This window comes from Rahnella rivi, from assembly GCF_019049655.1.
Taxonomy (GTDB): Bacteria; Pseudomonadota; Gammaproteobacteria; order Enterobacterales; family Enterobacteriaceae; genus Rahnella; species Rahnella rivi.
On the sequence record NZ_JAFMOX010000067.1, the window covers coordinates 1 to 20,596 of the forward strand.

Sequence of the window (20,596 nt, forward strand, 5' to 3'; positions counted from 1 at the left end):
CACCAACTGAATTTAAAACCTTAACTTACCTGAAAAGAATACCATTCGAGTTTATAAAAATAACCCTTGAATATGATAAATAATTTCGCCTTTAAAAAAGTCACTGCGCAAAATTACTATATTGATTATGTTTATAAACAATGCATTGGATATTAATCACTGGACGAATTACGCAGCCTGTAAATCCGGCTGCGTAATTCGCTATCCTGTTCGTTTATTTCAATGATTAACCTGGAGAGGTCATTACAAGGCCGGTTTAGTTTCAATCAGATAACCGATTTCCTGCCCGTAAGAGAGTTCAAGCGTATTGCCATCGGGGTCATCGAGAAATGCCCAGTAGCCGACCGGTGCACCGGAATCCGTCGGCTCCTGACGCAGAACGCCCGCAGCGCGTGCCTCGGTCAGTCTGGCATCCATCGCTTCTCTGGAAGCGCAGGCGACACCGAGGTGACCGAACGGGCCGAGTCGGGTATCGGTGTTTTCAGGGTCTTCGGCCAGCACGATGGCAAAATGGCGGGTCATGTCGCTGAGCCATGCCACGGGTCTGGCATCCGTGCCCCGCTCGCCGCGCCGGTGGATGACTTTCATGTCGGCAAACTGTTGGTAGAACCTGATGCTGGCATCAAGATCTTTCACCGCAAAAGCAATGTGACTCAAACCGATATCGTTGTTTTCCATGATACTTCTCCCTATTTAAGCGTTGCCGCGCGGAGAAGTCATGGAGTGACACTACCGGTTAATGCGTTCGGCAATGTCCTTCGACGTCTTCAGCACGCGCACTTCAGTAAATAACTCCGAGGCTTCGTCGTACTCTTTTCGCAAATATCCCAGCCACTGTTTGATGCGCGCCACGTGATACAAGCCGGTATCGCCCTGCTTTTCAAGACGGGTATATTTTTGCAACAGCGTCATCACATCCGGCCACGGCATACGCGGTTCGTTGTATTTCACCATCCGGCTGAGATTGGGAAGATTCAGTGCGCCGCGCCCCAGCATCACCGCATCGCAACCGGTGGTTTGCATACAGGCCTGAGCGCTGGCGTAATCCCAGATTTCGCCGTTGGCGATAACAGGAATACTCAGCCGCTGACGAATTTCGCCAATCGCCTGCCAGTTGATACGCTCCGCTTTATAGCCGTCTTCTTTGGTGCGCCCGTGCACGGCCAGTTCGGTCGCGCCCGCCTGTTGCACCGCATCGGCGATTTCGAAGCTGCGGTCCAGAGAATCCCAACCCAGCCGCACTTTCACGGTGACCGGCAGGTGCGCGGGAACCGCTGCGCGCATGGCTTTCGCGCCCTGATAAATCAGCTCCGGATCTTTGAGCAAGGTCGCCCCGCCGCCGCTGCCGTTGACCATTTTCGATGGACAACCGCAGTTGAGATCGACGCCGTATGATCCAAGTTCGACGGCGCGCGCGGCATTTTCTGCCAGCCATTCAGGATATTGGCCGAGCAGCTGCACGCGAACCCGTGTACCGGAAGGCGTGCGGCTGTCGTGATGTAATTCGGGGCACAGACGATGGAAGACTTTGGCGGGCAGCAGTTGATCGACCACACGCACAAACTCAGTGATGCACAAATCGTAGTCGTTCACTTCGGTGAGAAGTTCACGAACCAGGGGATCAAGTACACCTTCCATCGGAGCCAGTAATACGCGCATTGCAGTTCAACCCTTAAAAATGACGCGCAAGAGTAACGCAAGGCCCGTCTTCCGGCAATTACCCCTGTGATAAATCGCGGTCAAGGTGCGTCTGCGTGGCACTCTGCACCTGCCGCGCCTTCACCGAACGCCAGGCAATCCACACGGCCAGCAAAGCGGGAACAGCGAACAGCAGGAACATCCAGAACGCGGCGCTGGACGCACCGGCATCGCCCTGATTCACCCCGGCAAAGTTCGCCACGGTGCCCGCCAGTGCGGCCCCCAGCGCGGCGGCGAACGACTGCACCACGGTTATCGATGCACCGGCTTTTTCGCGATCCTCTTCAGGAGCCTGTTGCAGCACGCGGGTCAGCAGATGCGGCCAGCCCAGACCGATCCCGAATCCGGCCAGCGTCAGGCCAAGCACCACACCGCTGATATTCAGCCACGGCATCCCGAAAGCCACCGGCACCGTGAACAGCAATAACAGCAAACCGGCGGCCAGAATCAGCGGCCCCGAGATAATGGCGTTATCGGCGCGACGCCCCGTCCAGCCTGAGCTGGCCACTTCACTGAGCGTCCAGCCCGCGGCGGCGGCGGCAGTAATGTACCCGGCGGCCAGCGGCGTCTGGCCGTGCAGATGTTGCAGCAAATAAGGCACGAAGAGTTCGCAGCCAAGACCGATAATCAGTAACGTCATCACCAGATATAAACCGTACAGCGGCGATGAAGTACGCAGCGCATCACGCGGTAACAACCGGACATCGGCGGTAAATTCCCGGTGACGCAGAATCAGCATCATCAGGACCGCAACCCCAAATCCGAGAAGATTAACCAGGCCGTGCGTGGACAAACTACCCGCAGACACCACCAGCACCGCGCCAGTCAGCAACGCCAGTTGCATCAGCGGCAGCGGTTCTTGCGGTTGTTTCACCCGCTGAGATTTTGGTAAAAGCCGCCAGACCCAAAAACCGAACAACGATGTCAGCGGCAGCAGCAAACCAAATGCCCAGCGCCAGGCGTGCAGCTCCGCAAAAATCCCGCCAATCGCCGGGCCCACCAGCGTGGCAATCCCCCACATCGCGGAAATCAGCGCCATCGCGCGCGGCCAGAGGGATTCCTTAAACAGAAGATTGATCATCGCGTAGGAAAGCGCGAACAGGAATCCGCCTCCGAGCCCCTGTAACGCCCGCCCCAGCAGCAGCACCGGCATGCTCGGCGCCACCGTACAAATGGCCGCTCCGGCGATAAAAATCGCGGTGGCGGTGAGATAGCTGCCGCGTGGCCCGGCGGTGCGCATCAGCCGGGCAGATAACGCGGAGCCGAGGATCGAACACACCACATACAGCGTGGTATTCCACGCATACCACGCCAGCCCGCCGATATCCTGCACGACGGACGGTAAAATCGTGATCACGATGTAACTGTTGGTGGCGTAAAGCGCGACTCCGGCGCTCAGGGTAATGGCACTTCCCCGGTTTTCCGCGCTGAATAAATCCGACCATCCGCTCTGACTTTCCGACATTTCTCTGCATCCCTTTGGTTTGTGCTGTCCACGCATTGAAGCATGTTGTGGTTATGGTATGATTAAAACAAGAAATCACTTGGAATATGTTTTACGTAATCTAGAACCCGGCGAGGTAATATGTCAAGCAGTGACTTGGAAAATAACAATCTGGTCAGGCACAGCGTGGCTGAACGCATCCTGACGTTGCTCAAAACCCGCGGGGAATTACAGGCCAGCGACGCCGGTCATCTGTTAGGCACCAGCGGCGAAGCGGCGAGGCAGCAGTTTGTCAAACTGGCGAAAGAAGGTCTGGTGGAAGCTAAATCTGTCTCGCAGGGCGTCGGGCGTCCGGCACAGTTCTGGCAACTTACCGCACAGGGACATGCACATTTCCCCGATGCACACGCCGATCTGACTGTACAACTGTTACAGCTTATCCGCACTTCTTTGGGTGATTCTGCGCTGGATCAGTTGATCACCTCGCGGGAAAATCTGACGCAGGATAATTACCAGCTGGCGATGAACGGGGCGAATTCACTGGAGGAAAGACTGCAAAGGCTGACGGAGATCCGCACCCGTGAAGGGTATATGGCGGACTGGACGCTGCAGGATGACGGCAGTTATCTGTTTGTCGAAAACCACTGTCCGATTTGTGCCGCGGCCGCGACCTGTCAGGGATTCTGCCGGGCCGAACGTGACGTATTCAGCAACGTGCTTTGCGCCAGCGTCGAACGCACCGAGCATATTTTGCAGGGTGCACGCCGTTGTGCGTATGTGATCACCCCCTGACGGCAGGCGCTTAACGAAAAACAGGCAAAAAAAAACCGCCTTCATGGAAGGCGGTTTAGCATCGGACTGTCGGGGAGCGTTACTTGTTGCCGCTGCCCGCAGGACCGCTGCGACGCTGGCCTGCATGTGCAGGACGCGCACGGGCCGGACGGTTTTCACCGGAGCCACGGTTTTCAGAAGTACCGCTGCGCGCGCTGCTGCCGCCCGGACGCGGAGCGCCAGAACGTGGAGCACCGGAGCGCGGTGCGCCCGGACGCTGGCCCTGACGTGGTGCGCCACGACCGCCGCCGCCGCCACTGCCCTGACGACCATTGATGATCGGCTCAGCTTTGATGCTTGGGTCTGGTTCATAACCTGGCAGTGCGACACGCGGAATTTCACGCTTGAGCAGACGCTCGATGTCACGCAGCAGTTTATGTTCGTCTACGCACACCAGAGACACCGCTTCACCGGTGGCTTCTGCACGGCCTGTACGGCCGATACGGTGAACGTAATCTTCCGGTACGTTTGGCAGTTCATAGTTCACGACGTGCGGCAGCATATCGATATCCAGGCCACGTGCCGCGATATCTGTCGCAACCAGTACGCGTACTGAGCCGGCTTTGAAATCGGCCAGTGCGCGGGTACGGGCGCCCTGACTTTTGTTGCCGTGAATCGCTGCGGCAGTGATGCCGTCTTTATTCAGCTGTTCGGCCAGATGGTTTGCACCGTGTTTAGTACGGTTGAACACCAGCACCTGTTTCCAGTCGCCTTCGCCGATCATCTGTGACAGCAGTTCTCTTTTGCGTTTCTTATCAACAAAGTGAACCGTTTGATCAATTTGCTCTGACGCGGTATTACGGCGTGCCACTTCGACAGAGGCCGGGTTGGTCAGCAGTTTGCTCGCCAGCCCTTTGATCTCATCAGAGAAAGTGGCGGAGAACAGCAGGTTCTGACGCTTGGCAGGCAGTTTGGCCAGCACGCGACGGATGTCGTGAATGAAGCCCATGTCCAGCATGCGGTCGGCTTCATCGAGCACCAGAATTTCAACCTGAGATAAATCAACAGCACGCTGATGTTCCAGATCCAGTAAACGGCCCGGCGTTGCGATCAGCACATCCACACCACCGCGCAGTTTCAGCATCTGCGGGTTGATGCTCACACCCCCAAATACCACCATCGAACGCAAGGTCAGGTATTTGCTGTAAGCCTGGACGTTTTCACCGATCTGCGCCGCGAGTTCACGGGTCGGGGTCAGGATCAGCGCACGAACCGGGCGACGTCCTTTGAATTGCGCATTGGTATGGCTCAGCATATTCAGCAGCGGCAGAGTAAAACCAGCGGTTTTACCGGTACCGGTCTGCGCGCTGGCCATCAGGTCACGACCCTGCAACACAACAGGAATAGCCTGACGCTGGATAGGCGTAGGTTCGCGATAGCCCTGTTCTTCAACAGCACGCAAAATTTCGGCACTTAAGCCGAGGGAATCAAATGACATATAAGGAAAAGCTCCAGTCCACTCTAACCCGAACGGGGTTCGGTGCAGTTTCAAGAGTGGATGATCAGACGAGGCAAATGAGGCATTACCACGAGGATTCGGCACAAACTGCAGTGCGCCAGTTGGGGCGATAATAGCACAGAACGCCGCTTCGCGTGAAATAATCTCCTTTTGGCTGTAACCAGTGATGTCAGTCACAGACGCAGGTGAAATTATGTGACCGGATTTTCTACCGATATATCCAGAAACTTTGATACAGGATAATCAATTATTCACCTTATCAATACGTTCCCACTTTTTGAACTCCGCAGTGGGGATTAGCTTGCTATGCTGCTGAGAGTTCCCTTTCTCTGCTTAAGGCCGCACCGCAGCACCATGGAAACCTGGAAAATAAATTTAATCTCCGTCTGGCTGGGGTGTTTTTTCACCGGCATGGCGATGAGTCAAATCCTGCCTTTTTTACCGCTTTATATCGAACAGCTGGGCGTCACTTCTCACGAATCTCTGAGTTTATGGTCGGGTCTGGTCTTTAGCGGAACCTTTCTGGTTTCGGCGATTGTCGCGCCGTTATGGGGCAGCCTTGCCGACCGCAAAGGCCGCAAGCTGATGCTGCTGCGTGCGGCGCTCGGCATGGCTATCGTGATGATGTTGCAGGGTTTCGCCACCAACGTCTGGCAGTTGTTCATCCTGCGCACGCTGATGGGGCTGACGTCCGGCTACATTCCCAACGCCATGGCGCTGGTCGCCTCGCAGGTGCCACGCGATAAAAGTGGCTGGGCGCTGGGAACACTGTCAACCGGTCAGGTTTCCGGGGTGATCATCGGCCCGTTGCTGGGCGGTTTTATGGCGGATCATCTCGGTTTGCGCACGGTGTTTTTCGTCACCAGCGGCATGCTGTTTATCAGTTTTCTGATCACGCTGTTTTTGATTAAAGAGCGCGTGGTACCGGTCACCAAAGCCAACCGGCTCAGCGGCAAAGCCGTCTTCACCACGCTGCCCTATCCGTGGCTGATTGTCAGCCTGTTCGTGACTACCATGATGATCCAGTTAGCCAACGGGTCCATCAGCCCGATCCTCACCCTGTTTATCCGCGAACTCTCCTCGGACACCAGTAACATCGCCTTTATCAGCGGCGTGATTGCCGCCGTGCCGGGCGTTTCCGCCCTGATGGCCGCACCTAAGCTCGGCAAGCTCGGCGACCGCATTGGCGCGCACCGTATTCTGATCGCCGCCCTGGTCTTCTGTTTCATTCTGTTTTGTCTGATGGCGCTGATTAATACGCCGACGCAGCTGGGCATCCTGCGTTTCATGCTGGGTTTCGGCGATGGCGCACTGATGCCCGCCGTGCAGGCGTTGCTGGTGAAATACAGCAGCGATCAGGTGACCGGCCGGATATTCGGTTACAACCAGTCGTTCATGTACCTCGGCAATGTCATAGGCCCGCTGATTGGTTCAAGCGCCTCGGCGCTGCTCGGATTCCGCTGGGTGTTTATCGTCACAGCAATTCTGGTGCTGTTTAATACGGTTCAGGTGTGGTGGAGTTTTCGGCAGGTACCGACGGGGCGGATCAGAATACCCTAACCGGGTATCCGGGCGGGTTGGATCATTGGGAAAGGGGGGCTTGTTGGTTTAAAAATTTTCAGCTTTCTAAAAGTGTTCAAAGCCGCCCATGCCACGGCCATAGGCATAAAAAAAGGGACACTTCTCAGTGTCCCTTTTTATTTTCAATCAAAAACCTTAACGACGGTTGCCGAAAATACGCAGCAGCATCAGGAACAGGTTGATGAAATCCAGATACAGCGTCAGCGCGCCAACAATCGAATATTTGCGGAAGTTATCGCGGTCGTCTGCGGACAGCTGCGCGCCCATATTTTTCAGCTTCTGGGTGTCATAGGCGGTCAGACCCACGAAGATCAGCACACCGGCGTAAGAGATGATGTTGGCAAGGCCAGAGCTTTTCAGCCACATGTTCACCAGTGACGCCAGAACCAGACCAATCAGCGCCATGAACAACATGCTGCCGATACCGGTCAGGTCGCGCTTAGTCACGTAACCGTACGCACTCATCGCACCGAACATCCCGGCTGCCACAATGAAGGTGCCGAAAATAGAGTCGCCGGTGTAAACCAGGAAAATACTGGAAAGCGTCAGGCCGGTCAGCGCCGAATACAGCATGAACAGGCCGGTCGCGACCGTGCCGCTCAGGCGATTCACCATGCCGGAAATCACGAAGACCAGCGCCAGCTGCGCGATGATCAGACCGAAGAAAGTAATCTGGCTTGAGAAAACAAAACTCATTATTTTTTCAGAACCGGAAGCATACCAGGCCACAAATGCGGTCAGCAGCAAACCACAGAACATCCAGCCATAGACTTGCGCCATATAAGCCTGAATGCCGGTATTCGCGCGTTCAACAATTGAACCGTTACTGCGTGGATATCGATCCATGATGATTACCCTTTTGCATGGAGGACGAAAATGAGGCTGAATCAGCCTCCCGATTTTTAAAGCGTATCACAGATAGACAGAAAAGCATGGACGGTCTGCATGCGGTTGAGGCGCGATTTACCAGCGCGCGGCAGCGTCTTTATCGCTGTCACGGGCATCCACCCAGCGGTCGCCCTCTTCCGTCGCTTCACGCTTCCAGAATGGCGCACGCGTTTTCAGATGATCCATAATAAATTCAGTGGCTTCAAACGCCATACTGCGATGCGCGCTGGTCACGCCGACGAACACGATTTCATCGCCCGGAAACATCGGGCCGATGCGGTGATAAACAGACACCCGTTGCAGCGGCCAGCGGCTGCGGGCTTCGGCGACAATCTCAGCCAGCGCTTTTTCGGTCATGCCAGGGTAATGCTCCAGCGTTAACGCGCTGACGTGATTACCCAGATTGTGATTGCGCACTTTGCCGGTAAAGGTCACCACGGCGCCATCTGCGTCAGATTGCGCCAGCCAGTTGTACTCGTCGCCGACGTTAAAACGGGCCGCATCGACGATAATTTTGGTCTGATCCATCTCAGCCTCCGGTCACCGGCGGGAAGAATGCCACTTCATCACCGGCTTTCAGCGGATGCGCCATGTCGGTCAGCGTCTGATTGACCGCCACCAGCAGTTTTCCCGATTCCAGCGCCAGCGCCCAGCGGTCGTCCCGCCCGGCAAGTGACTGACGTAAATCATTCACGGTCGGAAATTCCGCCGGCAGTTGCAGCGCAGAAGTGCCGATCAGTTCGCGCACCTGAGCGAAAAATAAAATGTCGATCATAGCTCCGCCTTACCTTCTGCCTGAGTTTCCGCCTTAAAGTCCCCGGATTTGCCGCCGGTTTTTTCCAGCAGGCGGATCGGGCCGATGACCATGTCTTTCTGAACCGCTTTACACATGTCATAGATGGTCAGCGCGGCCACAGAAGCCGCCGTCAGCGCTTCCATTTCCACGCCGGTTTTACCGCTCAGGCGGCAGCGGGATTCGATGCGCACGCGGTTATGTTCCGGCTGTGCTTCCAGATTCACTTCTACTTTGGTCAGCAACAGCGGATGGCACAGCGGGATCAGATCCCAGGTTTTTTTTGCCGCCTGAATGCCGGCGATACGCGCCGTGGCGAACACGTCACCTTTATGGTGATTGCCGCTGATGATCATCGCCAGCGTGCTTTCCGCCATCTCAACAAAGGCTTCCGCGCGGGCTTCGCGAACGGTTTCCGCTTTACCGGAGACATCCACCATATGGGCGTCGCCGGAAGCGTTAATGTGTGTGAGTTCTGACATGCTTATTTCTTCAAATGTGGAGTGAAATTGCACGGGCCCTGACGGGCGTCGAGCTGGGCTTCAATGATGTTATCCCAGGCAGTCTGGCAGGCGCGTGTCGAGCCCGGCATGGCGAAAATCACGGTCTGATTGGCAATGCCCGCAATGGCCCGTGACTGAATGGTCGAGGTGCCGATATCTTCGAATGACACCATGCGGAACAGCTCGCCGAAGCCTTCGATTTCGCGGTCAAACAGCGGTTTCAGCGCTTCCGGGGTATTATTTCCGGCATTAAAACCGGTACCGCCGTTGATCAGAATCGCCTGGGTTTTTTCATCCGCAATCCACGCGGAAACCACTGCGCGGATGCTGTAAATGTTCTCTTTGACGATGTGCTGTGCGACGACGTGGTGACCGCTTTCGGTCACGGCTTCTTTCAGGTAATGCCCGGACGTGTCTTCAGCGTCGGTGCGGCGGTCAGACACCGTCATGATCGCGACAGATAAAGGCAAAAAATCTTTACTGGCTTTGCTCATCAGTTTGCTCCTTAAACGATTAGTACCGGATTCAGCCGCCGATAAACGACAGATTCTGGGTAATGCCGGTATTGCCTTCATGCAGGAAGTGAGTCTGTTTTTTACGGCTGAGGCCGCCCTGAATGCGGTCCATCAGGTCGTCCTGCTGCATGTCGTCGGCCAGTAAATCGCGCAGCGCAATACCCTGCTCGCCGAACAGACACAAATGCAGATTACCGGTGGCAGATACGCGCAGGCGGTTACAGCTGGCGCAGAAGTCTTTTTCGTACGGCATGATCAGACCGATTTCACCGAGGTAATCCGGGTGGCTGAAGACCTGCGCAGGGCCGTCGCTGCGGGAGCGGATCTGTAACTGCCAGCCCTGCCGCACCAGTTGCTCGCGCAGCACTTCGCCGGAGACGTGGTGTTTACGGAATAAATCTCCGCCGTCGCCGGTTTCCATCAGTTCAATAAAACGCAGCTGGATCGGGCGGGTTTTTATCCAGTCGAGGAAGGTACCGAGGCTGGCGTGATTGACATCGCGCATCAGCACGGTATTGACTTTCACCTTGCCGAAACCGGCATCAAAGGCAGCGTCAATGCCGTCCATCACCTCGCGGAATTTATCCTGGCCGGTGATGGCGTGAAACTGGCGGGCATCGAGGCTGTCAGCGCTCACGTTGATGTTGGTCAGCCCGGCATCACGCCATTTGCTGATGTCACGCGCCATGCGATAACCGTTAGTGGTCACCGCGAGAGTTTTGATAGAGGGGTTTTCGCGCACGGCGGCAATGATTTCGCAGAAGTCGCGGCGCAGCGACGGTTCGCCACCGGTCAGGCGCACTTTTTCCGTTCCCAGATTGGCGAACGCGCGGCTGACCCGACGGATTTCATCGAGCGAGAGAAAACTTTTATTGCTGTGTCCGTGCGGCTTGTAACCGTCCGGAAGACAGTAGGTGCAACGAAAATTGCACACGTCGGTGATCGACAGCCGCAAGTAATAAAACTTGCGGGCAAAAGCATCAGTAAGTTGAAGCACCTTAAACACCTTTCCAAATACGGGAGATGCGGGCATTTCTGCCATGCACCCTGGTGACGTTCGTCACGGCCAGCGCACCATATTGTTTCTGTGGGAAAATCGTCAGAAAGCAACTTAGGAACAAAGGCTAGGAGTTGATTCATTGCATTCTTTGCAGAAGCCATGAACTCGGGTAACGGCGCATATTCTAACGCCGCAAAGTCCGGATCACCAAGATGGTTTTTCGTTATGTATTTTTATATATAACGTTTTTTCACCACAAAATGCCGCATTTTCAACGCCAAAAGCACTGGTTTTTGAATACAGTGAGACAACGGTGAAGTGATAACATCTTGTTGCAAAATTATGTAAAATCCGCAGCAGGAAACAGACTCCCTCACCCGCTTCAGAAGGAAATTATGCGCAACAGAACTTTAGCCGATCTCGACCGGGTGGTGGCATTAGGCGGAGGCCACGGGCTTGGCCGCGTGATGTCTTCGCTTTCCGCCCTTGGGCCACGCCTGACGGGCATCGTGACCACCACGGATAACGGCGGGTCGACAGGCCGTATCCGCCGCTCGGTGGGCGGTATCGCCTGGGGCGACATGCGCAATTGTCTGAATCAGCTGATCACTGAACCGAGCCTGGCATCGGCGATGTTTGAATACCGCTTCAGCGGTCAGGGCGAGCTGGACGGCCACAATCTCGGCAATCTGATGCTGCGCGCACTGGATCATCTCACCGTGCGCCCGCTGGAAGCCATCAATCTGGTGCGCAGCCTGCTTAAAGTCGATGCGGAGCTGATCCCGATGTCAGAGCATCCGGTGGATCTGACGGCCATCGACGCCGACGGTGAAACGGTTCATGGCGAGGTGAATGTTGATAAACTCAAGCAGACACCGCGCGAATTGCGCCTTGAACCGCAGGTTCCGGCCACGCGTGAAGCATTACTGGCGATTGCCGAAGCCAATCTGATCCTGATCGGGCCGGGCAGTTTTTACACCAGTCTGATGCCGCTGTTACTGATGAACGATCTCACCTCTGCCCTGCGCCGCAGCCGTGCGCACATTGTGTATATCGGTAATCTGGGCAAAGAACTGAGCGTCGCCGCCGCATCCCTGACACTTGACGATAAACTGGAGATGATTGAGAAACGTATTGGCCGCCGCGCCGATGCCGCGATTGTCGGACCCAAAGTGCAGGTAGGCCACTGCGCCACTGAGCATCTGGTTATTCAAAGCCCGCTGGAAGCCAGCGATATTCCGTATCGCCATGATCGCGAAATGCTGCGAATGGCGCTGGAAGAAGCGCTGCAAAAGATGCAATAAAACCCAGCCCCATCAAAAACACAAAGGCCGCGCAATGCGGCCTTTGTCATATCAGAGTCATATCAGAACCGAGGGAATGCGTTACTGCCAGTCTGCGAGGATCTGCGCCGTGGTTTTCACCGTCACCGGATTGCCCGGTACCGACAGTTCCTGCCACACCTCATTGTGCTGGGCGATCAGTTGCTTCGCCGTCACGTGCGTCCGGTCGCCGGTAGTGTGGGCATCCGAAGCTACAGTAACCGCATAGCCTTTGCTGGCCGCGACTTTGATGGTGGTATCAACGCAATAATCGGTCGCGCAACCGCACACCGTAAAGCGCGTGGCCTGCAGGTCGTTGAGAACCGCCTCCAGCCCGGTGCGGTAAAACGAGTCGCAGGCCGTCTTGGTTACGGAAATCGCGTCATCCGGGCGATGCAGTTCCGGCAGCAGATCCCACAGCGCACTGCCCTCGCTCATGTCGCCTTCAGCGTGCTGGATAAAGATAACGCGACCTGCCTGGTCAATCAGACGGTTAATCTGCGCAACACGTCCGGCACGATCCCTCCGTTGAGAGGCAAAAACGCCATTTTGCATGTCCACGACAATCAGTACATTTTGCTCTGCCACAATCTTTTCCCCTCAAAAGAAAAACCTGAATTACTTTTTCACCAGCGGATGGTTATTCCACGGGCTGTCAGCCGCCGGGCTGGCGGTGCTGACTTTAGGTTTTTGCGGCGCCTGCGCCGACAGCGGTGTGCGGCGTTTGCTGCGCGTCATGTCCGGACGCAGGTGGCCTTCGATAAAATCCAGATACAGCGTTTCGACTTCCTTGCGCGCCCAGGGGGTACGGCGCAGGAATTTCAGGCTGGATTTCACACTTGGGTCGCTTTTAAAGCAGTTGATATTCACCTGCGAAGCCAGCGCCGGCCAGCCGAAGTTATCCACCAGCGTTGTCAGCAGTTTTTCCAGCGTGACGCCGTGCAACGGGTCTTTCGCCGCACCGGGGTTTTGTGGTGTATCAGTCATCAGCAAGCTCACTCAACAAAATTCAGGGCGCGCAGTCTAGCACTTTTGTTTGTTGCCGGCACTGCGCGCGGCGGAGTTTACGAAACGGCGATAAACTGTTCGCGCAGGGCATGCAGTTCGTCGCGCGTATTGGCTGCCTCTTCGAACTCCAGATTCTGGGCATGCGCATACATCTTGCTTTCCAGCTCTTTGATGCGCTGCTCCAGCGCTTTTGGCGTAAGTGACTTGAAGGTTTGCGCCGCTTCGGCATCCCGCTTGTCTTTGTTCTTTTTGGTCTTTGGCTGACCGAGTTGCAGAATGTCGGAAATCTTTTTGTTCAGGCCCATCGGCGTGATGCCGTTTTCCAGGTTGTACTGCTCCTGTTTGGCGCGGCGTCGCTCTGTTTCTTCGATAGCTTTTGCCATCGATTTGGTGATGCGGTCGCCGTACAAAATGGCTTTACCGTTGAGGTTACGCGCCGCGCGACCAATGGTCTGGATAAGCGATCGTTCCGAACGCAGGAAGCCTTCTTTGTCCGCATCGAGGATCGCCACCAGCGACACTTCCGGCATATCCAGCCCTTCACGCAGTAAGTTGATGCCGACCAGCACATCAAATTCGCCGAGACGCAGGTCACGGATGATCTCCACGCGCTCCACGGTATCGATGTCAGAGTGCAGGTAACGCACCTTCTCTCCGTGTTCTTCCAGATACTCGGTCAAATCCTCCGCCATACGTTTGGTCAGCGTAGTGACCAGCACACGCTCATTGATGGCAACACGTTTGCGAATTTCAGACAGCAGGTCATCAACCTGAGTCGTTACAGGGCGCACTTCGATCAGCGGGTCGAGCAGACCGGTCGGACGCACCACCTGTTCCACCACATCGCCACCGGATTTTTCCATCTCATAGGTGCCGGGCGTCGCCGAGACGTAGATACTTTGCGGGGCGGCGGCTTCGAATTCCTCAAAGCGCATCGGGCGGTTATCCAGCGCGGACGGCAGACGGAATCCGTATTCCACCAGAGTTTCTTTACGCGAGCGGTCGCCTTTGTACATGCCGCCGATTTGCGGAATGGTGACGTGGGACTCATCGACAATCAGCAGGCCATCGGCGGGCAGATAGTCAAACAGCGTCGGTGGCGGCTCGCCGGGCCCGCGGCCAGAAAGATAGCGCGAGTAGTTTTCGATACCGGAGCAATAGCCCAGTTCATTCATCATTTCGAGATCAAACTGCGTGCGCTGGCTGATACGTTGCTCTTCCAGCAGCTTGTTGTTGTCCAGCAGCACTTTGCGCCGGTCGGCCAGTTCGATTTTGATGTCTTCCATCGCCTGCACGATACGCTCGCGTGGCGTCACGTAGTGCGTTTTAGGGTAGATGGTGAAACGCGGCACTTCATGCTGAACCTGACCGGTCAGGGGATCAAACAGCGACAGCCGCTCAACTTCCTGATCAAACAGCTCAATGCGCACCGCCAGATCGTCTGACTCCGCCGGGAAGACGTCAATCACTTCGCCGCGCACGCGGAAGGTACTGCGCTGAAACGCCTGGTCGTTGCGGGCGTATTGCAGTTCGGCCAGACGGCGCAGGATAGAGCGCTGATCGATAATCATGCCCTTGGTCAGATGCAGCATCATTTTGAGATACAGATCCGGATCGCCCAGACCATAAATCGCCGACACGGACGCCACCACGATCACGTCGCGACGCTCCAGCAGTGCTTTCGTGGCCGAAAGACGCATCTGCTCAATGTGTTCGTTTACCGAGGCATCTTTTTCGATAAAAGTGTCAGAGCTCGGGACATACGCCTCGGGCTGGTAGTAATCGTAGTAAGAGACAAAATATTCGACGGCGTTGTCCGGGAAGAACTCTTTCATTTCGCCGTAGAGCTGTGCGGCCAGCGTTTTGTTGGGCGCCAGCACCATCGTCGGGCGGTTCAGATCGGCGATCACATTCGCCACGGTAAAGGTTTTGCCGGAGCCGGTTACACCCAGCAGCGTCTGATGGGCCAGGCCGTTCTCCAGCCCCTCTTCGAGACGACGTATCGCGTCGGGCTGATCGCCTGATGGTTTAAATTCGGAATGCAGTTTGAACACTTTACTCATGACGGGCTACCTGACTGAAGAAGAAAACGCACAAGACCATTCTAAAAGAACAAGACCGTGGGCGGTGAATGAGTATGGAAGACTCCGCGCTTTTTGCCACTCTTGATTTTTACCGCCGCTATAATACTGTATATAAAACCAGCCTCCAATGACTATTCTTCACACAAGGCTTAACCGGTTGCCTTACCTGCACTTTTTTAGGTGATGACAATCCCCTCTTTTCACCATCAGATGACATTTATCCCCAAAATTTATCATCTGATAACTTACTGACAACAGGTTGACGAAAACTGACACAGTGAAGACGACAGAATTGTGACCGTATTGCTTTTAACTAACCTGTTGATAATAAATCACTTCATGAAAAAGCTGCGAATACGGGCAAACCGAGCGCAACCCGCGTCCCGTCTCGCCTGTAGCATCTTTTCTCACTCTCATGCACAAGGTTATCCACAGGAATAGTGGATAAGTCACAGCGCGCCGCATACAGCGGGAGTTAGTAAAAAACCTCATTTAGGCATCCGGGACCTCTGAGTGGTCTTTTTTAGTTATTTTTTATCTTTTTTATCACCTTATTTATGCCTATTTTGACTGAATTTCAGGGCGTAAGTTTCTTGCAAAAACCAAAACCCCAACTCTGAAGGACGGCTGAACAAAATATGCCCCACCCTCTTGCACCAAAATCAGTGAACCCGGCACTGGCAAAGTGCAGCGCTATTCTCCATATGCACTGTGAACCACATCAAAACCTGAGCATTGCTTATGAATAATCCGAAATCCCTGCCCGCCGCCGCGTTAACAGCCCGGTAACTTCTCTTTTTATTGTCACCACAAGAAACTTGGCCTGAGAGTTGCAAATTCCCTGCTGTGAGAGATTTTATGAAGCATTCCGCTGCGTAAGGTGCAAACAGTGGAATAAAAATGTCAGAAAAATGACAGTGGCCGTCAAAGTGATGTTCAGCGGAAAGCTCCGTGAGCGAGGGAGGTCTGATGTTAAGTGTAAAATCAGTTAATCAGTATTACGGTCAAAAACACATTCTCTGGGATATCAATCTCGAGCTTTATCGCGGGCAATGTACCGGGCTTATCGGCAGAAACGGCGTGGGGAAAACCACGCTGATTAACTGCATCATGGGGCATCTGCCGGTGAAAAGCGGCGCGATTTTCTGGCAATCAGCCAATGAAGAACCGCAAAGTTTGCTGAATTTGCCGGTAGAAAGCCGGGCGCAGATGGGCATTGGCTACGTGCCGCAAGGGCGGCAGATTTTTTCGCAGATGAGCGTCGATGAAAATCTGCAAATTGCCATGATGTCCAGCCGGAATAAGACGCGTCGCGTGCCTGAGCAGGTGTACGACCTGTTTCCGGTACTTAAGGAGATGGGAGCACGCAAGGCGGGAGAGCTCGATGAGAGCCAGCAACAGCAACTGGCGATCAGCCGCGCGCTGGTTCAGCAGCCGGAACTGCTGATCCTTGACGAGCCGACCGAGCACACCAGCGCGGCGATGGCAGCGAATATGGGGAATATCATTCACCGTCTTAACCGTGATCTCGGCCTGACGCTGCTGCTGGTGGGCCATAAGCTGCCCTTTATCCGCACCGTCGCTGACCGGTTCTGTCTGGTTGATGGCGGGCGTAACGTCGCGCAGGGCACGCTGGCACAGCTCGACGATACACTGGTCAAAGACTATCTGACCTTCTGACAGCCGGTTTTAACGCTCAGTGTGGCCGAGGCGGGTCAGATCGAGATATTGCCCCAGATTGCCGTCAGGCCCGGTTAACAGGTACGGGATCTCGCCCAGCAGTGGCGCAGGCAGCATACGCGTGAGCGTATCGATATACGCCTGATGATGCTTCCCCGTTTCCTGTATATCGTTGGCAATCCATCCCGCAAGCTGTAAACCGCTGTGTGCGATGGCCTGCGCGGTCAGCACGGCATGGTTGATACACCCCAGGCGCATACCGACCACCAGCACGACCGGTAACTGTTCAGCCTTCACCCAGTCGGCAAAGGTGTAACTGGCGGTGAGCGGCGTAAACCAGCCGCCTGCGCCTTCCACCACCACCCAGTCTGCCAGCGGTTCGAGGTTACGCAACCCTTGCGATAACACCGCCGGATCGATCGGACGCTTTTCAAGTTCGCTGACGATGTGCGGCGAGGTCGGTTCGATAAAGGTGCACGGATTCACTTCGTCATAACGTAAACCCACAGTGCTGAACGCCTGCAGCGCCAGCGCGTCACTGTTGCGCGGTCCTTCCGGCGTCATTTCACTGCCAGAAGCCACCGGTTTGTACCCGGCGGTGGTGTGTCCGGCACGCGCTGCGGCCTGTAAAAATGCGGTAGTCGCGACGGTTTTACCGACTTCAGTGTCGGTACCGGTGATGAAGTATTTTGTCATGATTTATTCTGCTAAAAATCTGGTGTGGGTTTAGCTCTCTCCCCTTCACAGGGGAGGAGTCGGTCAGCGTGGGATCAGTTCTTCGACCTGCAAAATGCCGTAGACCAGCCGGTAGTTGAGGGGCAGGATGCCGTCGCGGCGAACGTAGTGTTTTTCCAGCAATTGAAGGCGTTCCCGGCCCCCCAGCCCGCCGATGCGGCCATTTTTAATGTGCGTCGCGCCGATGCCTTTCAGTGAGCGCATCAGCGACATCACGTCCGGGAATTCTGCAATGTGATCGCTGAAGGTGACTTCATGGCGGTACGGCGCGCAGGCCTCGGCAATTTTGTCCGGCGTGAGAAACTTGTTCACGTGACGACGTCCGTCTACTTTCATCCAGGCAGCGGCCAGCTCATTGAGCGAACCTTCCGCCAGCGTCGAAAACAGCACCAGCCCGCCGTTGCGGGTCACGCGGTGCATCTCTTCCAGCGCACGGGGCAATGCATTGCACCACTGCACGGCCAGATTGCTGAAACAGATATCGACAGAGTTATCCGCAAACGGCAGACGCTCGATATCGCCTGGCACATACTGTTGAGCCGAATCCAGTTCCCTGGCGCGGTTTAACATGCCTTCGGAGAGATCCAGCGCAATGACATTCTGCCCCTGCGCTTTCCAGAAGCGGCTGAAATAACCGGTGCCGCAGCCTGCATCCACGACGGTATTCCCTGTCCCGTCCAGACCGTACATTTTCAGATAAGGCGCGGCGAGAGACAGCAATTCCTCCCCCACGTCACGCTGCAGTTGTGCGGCGTTTTCATAACTGATGGCGGCACGACTGAACGCGTCGGCCACCGCTTGTTTATTCACTAATTCAGTGACTGCACCCATGAAGGGACTCCAGCAAAAAATCGATATCTTCAGGCCCGTGCGCCGCCGTCAGCGTGATACGCAACCGCGCACTGCCCGGCGGTACCGTCGGTGGACGGATGGCGCTGACCCACAACCCGCGCTCGCGCAGCCTGGCGGCCAGATCCAGCGCGGGCTGATTTTCGCCCACAATAACGGGCTGGATCGCGGTCTGCGAGCCGGTCAGCGCATAAGGCAATCCGGCGGCACCTGAACGAAAACGGGCAATATTGGCGGCCAGTTTATCACGCAGGCCGTCGTCTTGCTGGATCCGCGCCAGCGATGCCTGTAACGCACACACCTGTGCGGCGGGCATTGCGGTGCTGTAAATCAGATGACGGGCGAACTGCAACAGGTAATCTGCGGTCGCATCATCACACAATACCGCCGCTCCGCTGCAGCCGAACGCTTTACCGAAGGTGACCACCAGCAGTTCCGGGCGAATGCCCTGCTGCCAGCAACTTCCCCGCCCTGCCTCGCCGATAACGCCCACTCCGTGCGCATCATCGACCATCATCCAGCTGCCATGTGCCTGGGACAGGTTATGCAGATCTGCCAGCGGTGCGGCATCGCCGTCCATGCTGAACACGCCTTCAGTCACCACCAGCGTTTCCCCGTTCACCGGTTTTTCCAGCAAGCGCTGTAAGGATCCCGGCTGATTGTGATGAAAACGACGCAGCTGCGAAGGCGCATGGGCGGCGGCTTCCAGCAAGGAAGCATGGCTGAGTTTGTCGGCCAGCACGCGATCCTCACTTTGCATCAGCGCCGCCAGAATCGCCTGGTTGGCAGCAAAACCTGAGATGAACAGCAGCGCGCGCGGATAGCCCTGCCAGGCTGCCAGCTGCTGCTCAAACTCTGCGTGCGCATCGCTGTAGCCGGTGACGTGCCCGGAACCGCCACTGCCGACGCCATATTTCGCCGCGCCCTGCTGCCAGGCGGCGATCACCTCAGCGTCCTGACTCAGCCCCAGATAATCATTACCTGAGAAGTTCAGATAGCGGCGGTCGCCCTGTGTCAGATAGCGGGCGCTGCCGCCCCGGTTTGGCTGCCGCACTCGGAAAGCGGCGGCCTGCTGACGGGCCAAAATCGCGGCGTCGATCCGCGTTTGCCAGCTCATGAATCAGACGGCAGCGTTATAAAACTGTGGCGTATCCGCATGAACCAGCTGTTCTGCCAGCGCTGCCTGCTGCTGGTTATCGCCCATCTCGGTTTCGAAAGTCTGCGGGTTCAGCCCCAGTTTGCCAAACAGAATTAAATCTTTGTCTTCCGCCGGGTTTGGCGTGGTCAGCAATTTGCAGCCATAGAAGATGGAGTTGGCACCGGCCATAAAGCACATCGCCTGCGTCTGCTCGCTCATCTGCTCACGGCCTGCGGAAAGGCGCACGTAAGATTGCGGCATCATGATGCGCGCGATAGCAATGGTACGGATAAAATCGAACGGATCGACGTCGTCGTTATCCGCCAGCGGCGTGCCTTTGACCTTCACCAGCATGTTGATCGGGACGCTTTCCGGTGGCACCGGCAGGTTCGCCAGCTGCATCAGCAAACCGGCCCGGTCTTTCACCGTTTCACCCAAACCCACAATCCCGCCGGAACAGACTTTAATGCCGGCACCGCGCACTTCCGCCAGCGTGTCCAGACGTTCCTGATAACTGCGGGTGGTGATGATGCTGCCGTAAAATTCCGGCGAGGTATCCAGGTTATGGTTGTAGAAATCGAGCCCGGCGTGCGCCAGACGTTGCGCCTGCGTGGTATTGAGCGATCCGAGCGTCATGCAGGTTTCCATCCCCATCTCTTTCACGCCCTGCACCATTTGCTCAAGGTAGGGCATATCGCGGTCGTGCGGGTTTTTCCAGGCGGCGCCCATGCAGAATCGGGTGGAACCGGCGGCTTTCGCCTGACGCGCCGACTCCAGCACCTGCTCGACTTCCATCAGACGCTCTGATTCCAGCCCGGTTTTGTAACGGGAACTCTGCGGGCAATATTTACAGTCTTCCGGGCAGGCGCCGGTTTTGATCGACAGCAAAGTGCTGACCTGCACCTGGCGCGGATCAAAGTGCTGACGGTGGATCTGCTGAGCTTCAAACATCAGCTCCAGAAAAGGTTTGTTAAACAGTGCCTGAGTCTTCTCAAGCGTCCATTGGGTGCGGGTGGTCATCGCGACAACTCCAAAATAAATGTTTCGTGAACGTTTTTATGGTCGGTA

21 protein-coding genes and 1 riboswitch are annotated in these 20,596 nt (G+C 55.8%); of the genes, 4 read left to right on the top strand and 17 right to left on the bottom strand.

The window, feature by feature from the left end; all coding sequences use genetic code 11:
* Positions 1-243: 243 nt before the first annotated feature.
* From J1779_RS23040 to J1779_RS23050, 3 genes are read right to left on the bottom strand one after another with little or no spacing between them, the layout of a single operon-like run.
* The gene (locus J1779_RS23040; protein WP_217204900.1) at positions 244-678 is read right to left on the bottom strand and encodes a VOC family protein; all 435 of its coding nucleotides are present in this window, start codon (positions 676-678) and stop codon (positions 244-246) included.
* Between the two features lie 51 nt (positions 679-729).
* Positions 730-1,659 (bottom strand): tRNA dihydrouridine(16) synthase DusC, encoded by a 930-nt coding sequence (dusC, locus tag J1779_RS23045; protein WP_122095829.1) that lies wholly within the window; start codon positions 1,657-1,659, stop codon positions 730-732.
* Between the two features lie 58 nt (positions 1,660-1,717).
* Positions 1,718-3,163, bottom strand: coding sequence for an MFS transporter (locus J1779_RS23050; protein WP_183846252.1), 1,446 nt, complete (start codon positions 3,161-3,163; stop codon positions 1,718-1,720).
* 120 nt (positions 3,164-3,283) lie between these two features.
* Between J1779_RS23050 and J1779_RS23055 the strand changes: the two genes are divergently transcribed.
* Positions 3,284-3,934, top strand: coding sequence for a helix-turn-helix transcriptional regulator (locus J1779_RS23055; RefSeq protein WP_056778253.1), 651 nt, complete (start codon positions 3,284-3,286; stop codon positions 3,932-3,934).
* Between the two features lie 79 nt (positions 3,935-4,013).
* On the opposite strand, the gene rhlE is transcribed toward J1779_RS23055, so the two are convergent.
* Positions 4,014-5,411 carry an ATP-dependent RNA helicase RhlE gene (gene rhlE / locus J1779_RS23060; RefSeq protein ID WP_056778248.1) on the bottom strand — a complete coding sequence of 466 codons (1,398 nt, stop codon included), beginning with the start codon at positions 5,409-5,411 and terminating at the stop codon, positions 4,014-4,016.
* 375 nt (positions 5,412-5,786) lie between these two features.
* Between rhlE and J1779_RS23065 the strand changes: the two genes are divergently transcribed.
* Entirely contained in the window at positions 5,787-6,992 is a 1,206-nt protein-coding gene (locus tag J1779_RS23065; protein WP_122095832.1) for a multidrug efflux MFS transporter, read from the top strand.
* Between the two features lie 156 nt (positions 6,993-7,148).
* Here J1779_RS23065 and J1779_RS23070 read toward each other — a convergent pair whose 3' ends face one another.
* The 6 genes from J1779_RS23070 to moaA form a co-directional block, all read right to left on the bottom strand.
* The gene (locus J1779_RS23070) at positions 7,149-7,859 is read right to left on the bottom strand and encodes a Bax inhibitor-1/YccA family protein (protein WP_056778240.1); all 711 of its coding nucleotides are present in this window, start codon (positions 7,857-7,859) and stop codon (positions 7,149-7,151) included.
* A 117-nt stretch (positions 7,860-7,976) separates the two neighbouring features.
* Positions 7,977-8,429 (bottom strand): molybdopterin synthase catalytic subunit MoaE, encoded by a 453-nt coding sequence (gene moaE, locus J1779_RS23075; protein WP_122095833.1) that lies wholly within the window; start codon positions 8,427-8,429, stop codon positions 7,977-7,979.
* A gap of 1 nt (position 8,430) precedes the next feature.
* Positions 8,431-8,676: a molybdopterin synthase sulfur carrier subunit gene (gene moaD / locus J1779_RS23080; protein WP_056778232.1), complete on the bottom strand. Its 246-nt coding sequence runs from the start codon at positions 8,674-8,676 to the stop codon at positions 8,431-8,433.
* Positions 8,673-9,176: a cyclic pyranopterin monophosphate synthase MoaC gene (gene moaC / locus J1779_RS23085; protein ID WP_056778229.1), complete on the bottom strand. Its 504-nt coding sequence runs from the start codon at positions 9,174-9,176 to the stop codon at positions 8,673-8,675. The genes moaD and moaC overlap by 4 nt, the downstream gene beginning before the upstream one ends.
* Before the next feature lie 2 nt (positions 9,177-9,178).
* Positions 9,179-9,691 carry a molybdenum cofactor biosynthesis protein B gene (moaB, locus tag J1779_RS23090; protein ID WP_056778225.1) on the bottom strand — a complete coding sequence of 171 codons (513 nt, stop codon included), beginning with the start codon at positions 9,689-9,691 and terminating at the stop codon, positions 9,179-9,181.
* 31 nt (positions 9,692-9,722) lie between these two features.
* Positions 9,723-10,709, bottom strand: a complete 987-nt coding sequence (gene moaA, locus J1779_RS23095) for a GTP 3',8-cyclase MoaA (protein ID WP_217204901.1) — start codon at positions 10,707-10,709, stop codon at positions 9,723-9,725.
* Positions 10,700-10,855: riboswitch (molybdenum cofactor riboswitch) on the bottom strand. (Overlaps the previous gene by 10 nt.)
* 252 nt (positions 10,856-11,107) lie before the next feature.
* Between moaA and J1779_RS23100 the strand changes: the two genes are divergently transcribed.
* On the top strand, positions 11,108-12,016 hold the full coding sequence (locus J1779_RS23100) for a gluconeogenesis factor YvcK family protein (RefSeq protein WP_217204902.1): 909 nt from the start codon (positions 11,108-11,110) through the stop codon (positions 12,014-12,016).
* A gap of 81 nt (positions 12,017-12,097) precedes the next feature.
* Here the strand turns inward: J1779_RS23100 and J1779_RS23105 are convergent, their stop codons facing one another.
* The 3 genes from J1779_RS23105 to uvrB form a co-directional block, all read right to left on the bottom strand.
* On the bottom strand, positions 12,098-12,622 hold the full coding sequence (locus tag J1779_RS23105) for an isochorismatase family protein (protein WP_217204903.1): 525 nt from the start codon (positions 12,620-12,622) through the stop codon (positions 12,098-12,100).
* Positions 12,623-12,652: 30 nt separating this feature from the next.
* Positions 12,653-13,021: a VF530 family protein gene (locus J1779_RS23110; protein ID WP_056771793.1), complete on the bottom strand. Its 369-nt coding sequence runs from the start codon at positions 13,019-13,021 to the stop codon at positions 12,653-12,655.
* A 77-nt stretch (positions 13,022-13,098) separates the two neighbouring features.
* The gene (gene uvrB / locus J1779_RS23115) at positions 13,099-15,105 is read right to left on the bottom strand and encodes an excinuclease ABC subunit UvrB (RefSeq protein WP_056771790.1); all 2,007 of its coding nucleotides are present in this window, start codon (positions 15,103-15,105) and stop codon (positions 13,099-13,101) included.
* A 990-nt stretch (positions 15,106-16,095) separates the two neighbouring features.
* Between uvrB and J1779_RS23120 the strand changes: the two genes are divergently transcribed.
* On the top strand, positions 16,096-16,806 hold the full coding sequence (locus J1779_RS23120) for an ABC transporter ATP-binding protein (protein WP_056771787.1): 711 nt from the start codon (positions 16,096-16,098) through the stop codon (positions 16,804-16,806).
* 9 nt (positions 16,807-16,815) lie between these two features.
* Here the strand turns inward: J1779_RS23120 and bioD are convergent, their stop codons facing one another.
* The 4 genes from bioD to bioB all read right to left on the bottom strand — a co-directional run bounded on the left by bioD (position 16,816) and on the right by bioB (position 20,548).
* Positions 16,816-17,502, bottom strand: a complete 687-nt coding sequence (gene bioD / locus J1779_RS23125) for a dethiobiotin synthase (RefSeq protein WP_238485282.1) — start codon at positions 17,500-17,502, stop codon at positions 16,816-16,818.
* Positions 17,503-17,565: 63 nt separating this feature from the next.
* A complete protein-coding gene (gene bioC, locus J1779_RS23130; protein ID WP_056771782.1) occupies positions 17,566-18,372 on the bottom strand; it encodes a malonyl-ACP O-methyltransferase BioC in 807 nt (268 codons plus the stop codon).
* Complete coding sequence (gene bioF / locus J1779_RS23135; RefSeq protein ID WP_217204904.1) at positions 18,356-19,507, bottom strand: 8-amino-7-oxononanoate synthase; 1,152 nt, start codon at positions 19,505-19,507, stop codon at positions 18,356-18,358. The genes bioC and bioF overlap by 17 nt, the downstream gene beginning before the upstream one ends.
* A 3-nt stretch (positions 19,508-19,510) precedes the next feature.
* Positions 19,511-20,548, bottom strand: coding sequence for a biotin synthase BioB (bioB, locus tag J1779_RS23140; RefSeq protein ID WP_056771775.1), 1,038 nt, complete (start codon positions 20,546-20,548; stop codon positions 19,511-19,513).
* Between the last annotated feature and the right edge of the window lie 48 nt (positions 20,549-20,596).

What these genes read in the sequence shown, in the direction of transcription:
- bioB (WP_056771775.1), bottom strand. Translation starts at nt 20,548, where the DNA reads ATGACCACCCGCACCCAATGGACGCTTGAGAAGACTCAGGCACTGTTT.
- J1779_RS23065 (WP_122095832.1), top strand. Translation starts at nt 5,787, where the DNA reads ATGGAAACCTGGAAAATAAATTTAATCTCCGTCTGGCTGGGGTGTTTT.
- uvrB (WP_056771790.1), bottom strand. Translation starts at nt 15,105, where the DNA reads ATGAGTAAAGTGTTCAAACTGCATTCCGAATTTAAACCATCAGGCGAT.
- moaB (WP_056778225.1), bottom strand. Translation starts at nt 9,691, where the DNA reads ATGAGCAAAGCCAGTAAAGATTTTTTGCCTTTATCTGTCGCGATCATG.
- J1779_RS23110 (WP_056771793.1), bottom strand. Translation starts at nt 13,021, where the DNA reads ATGACTGATACACCACAAAACCCCGGTGCGGCGAAAGACCCGTTGCAC.
- bioD (WP_238485282.1), bottom strand. Translation starts at nt 17,502, where the DNA reads ATGACAAAATACTTCATCACCGGTACCGACACTGAAGTCGGTAAAACC.
- moaE (WP_122095833.1), bottom strand. Translation starts at nt 8,429, where the DNA reads ATGGATCAGACCAAAATTATCGTCGATGCGGCCCGTTTTAACGTCGGC.
- bioF (WP_217204904.1), bottom strand. Translation starts at nt 19,507, where the DNA reads ATGAGCTGGCAAACGCGGATCGACGCCGCGATTTTGGCCCGTCAGCAG.
- J1779_RS23070 (WP_056778240.1), bottom strand. Translation starts at nt 7,859, where the DNA reads ATGGATCGATATCCACGCAGTAACGGTTCAATTGTTGAACGCGCGAAT.
- bioC (WP_056771782.1), bottom strand. Translation starts at nt 18,372, where the DNA reads ATGGGTGCAGTCACTGAATTAGTGAATAAACAAGCGGTGGCCGACGCG.
- moaC (WP_056778229.1), bottom strand. Translation starts at nt 9,176, where the DNA reads ATGTCAGAACTCACACACATTAACGCTTCCGGCGACGCCCATATGGTG.
- J1779_RS23050 (WP_183846252.1), bottom strand. Translation starts at nt 3,163, where the DNA reads ATGTCGGAAAGTCAGAGCGGATGGTCGGATTTATTCAGCGCGGAAAAC.
- J1779_RS23055 (WP_056778253.1), top strand. Translation starts at nt 3,284, where the DNA reads ATGTCAAGCAGTGACTTGGAAAATAACAATCTGGTCAGGCACAGCGTG.
- J1779_RS23100 (WP_217204902.1), top strand. Translation starts at nt 11,108, where the DNA reads ATGCGCAACAGAACTTTAGCCGATCTCGACCGGGTGGTGGCATTAGGC.
- rhlE (WP_056778248.1), bottom strand. Translation starts at nt 5,411, where the DNA reads ATGTCATTTGATTCCCTCGGCTTAAGTGCCGAAATTTTGCGTGCTGTT.
- moaD (WP_056778232.1), bottom strand. Translation starts at nt 8,676, where the DNA reads ATGATCGACATTTTATTTTTCGCTCAGGTGCGCGAACTGATCGGCACT.
- J1779_RS23040 (WP_217204900.1), bottom strand. Translation starts at nt 678, where the DNA reads ATGGAAAACAACGATATCGGTTTGAGTCACATTGCTTTTGCGGTGAAA.
- dusC (WP_122095829.1), bottom strand. Translation starts at nt 1,659, where the DNA reads ATGCGCGTATTACTGGCTCCGATGGAAGGTGTACTTGATCCCCTGGTT.
- J1779_RS23120 (WP_056771787.1), top strand. Translation starts at nt 16,096, where the DNA reads ATGTTAAGTGTAAAATCAGTTAATCAGTATTACGGTCAAAAACACATT.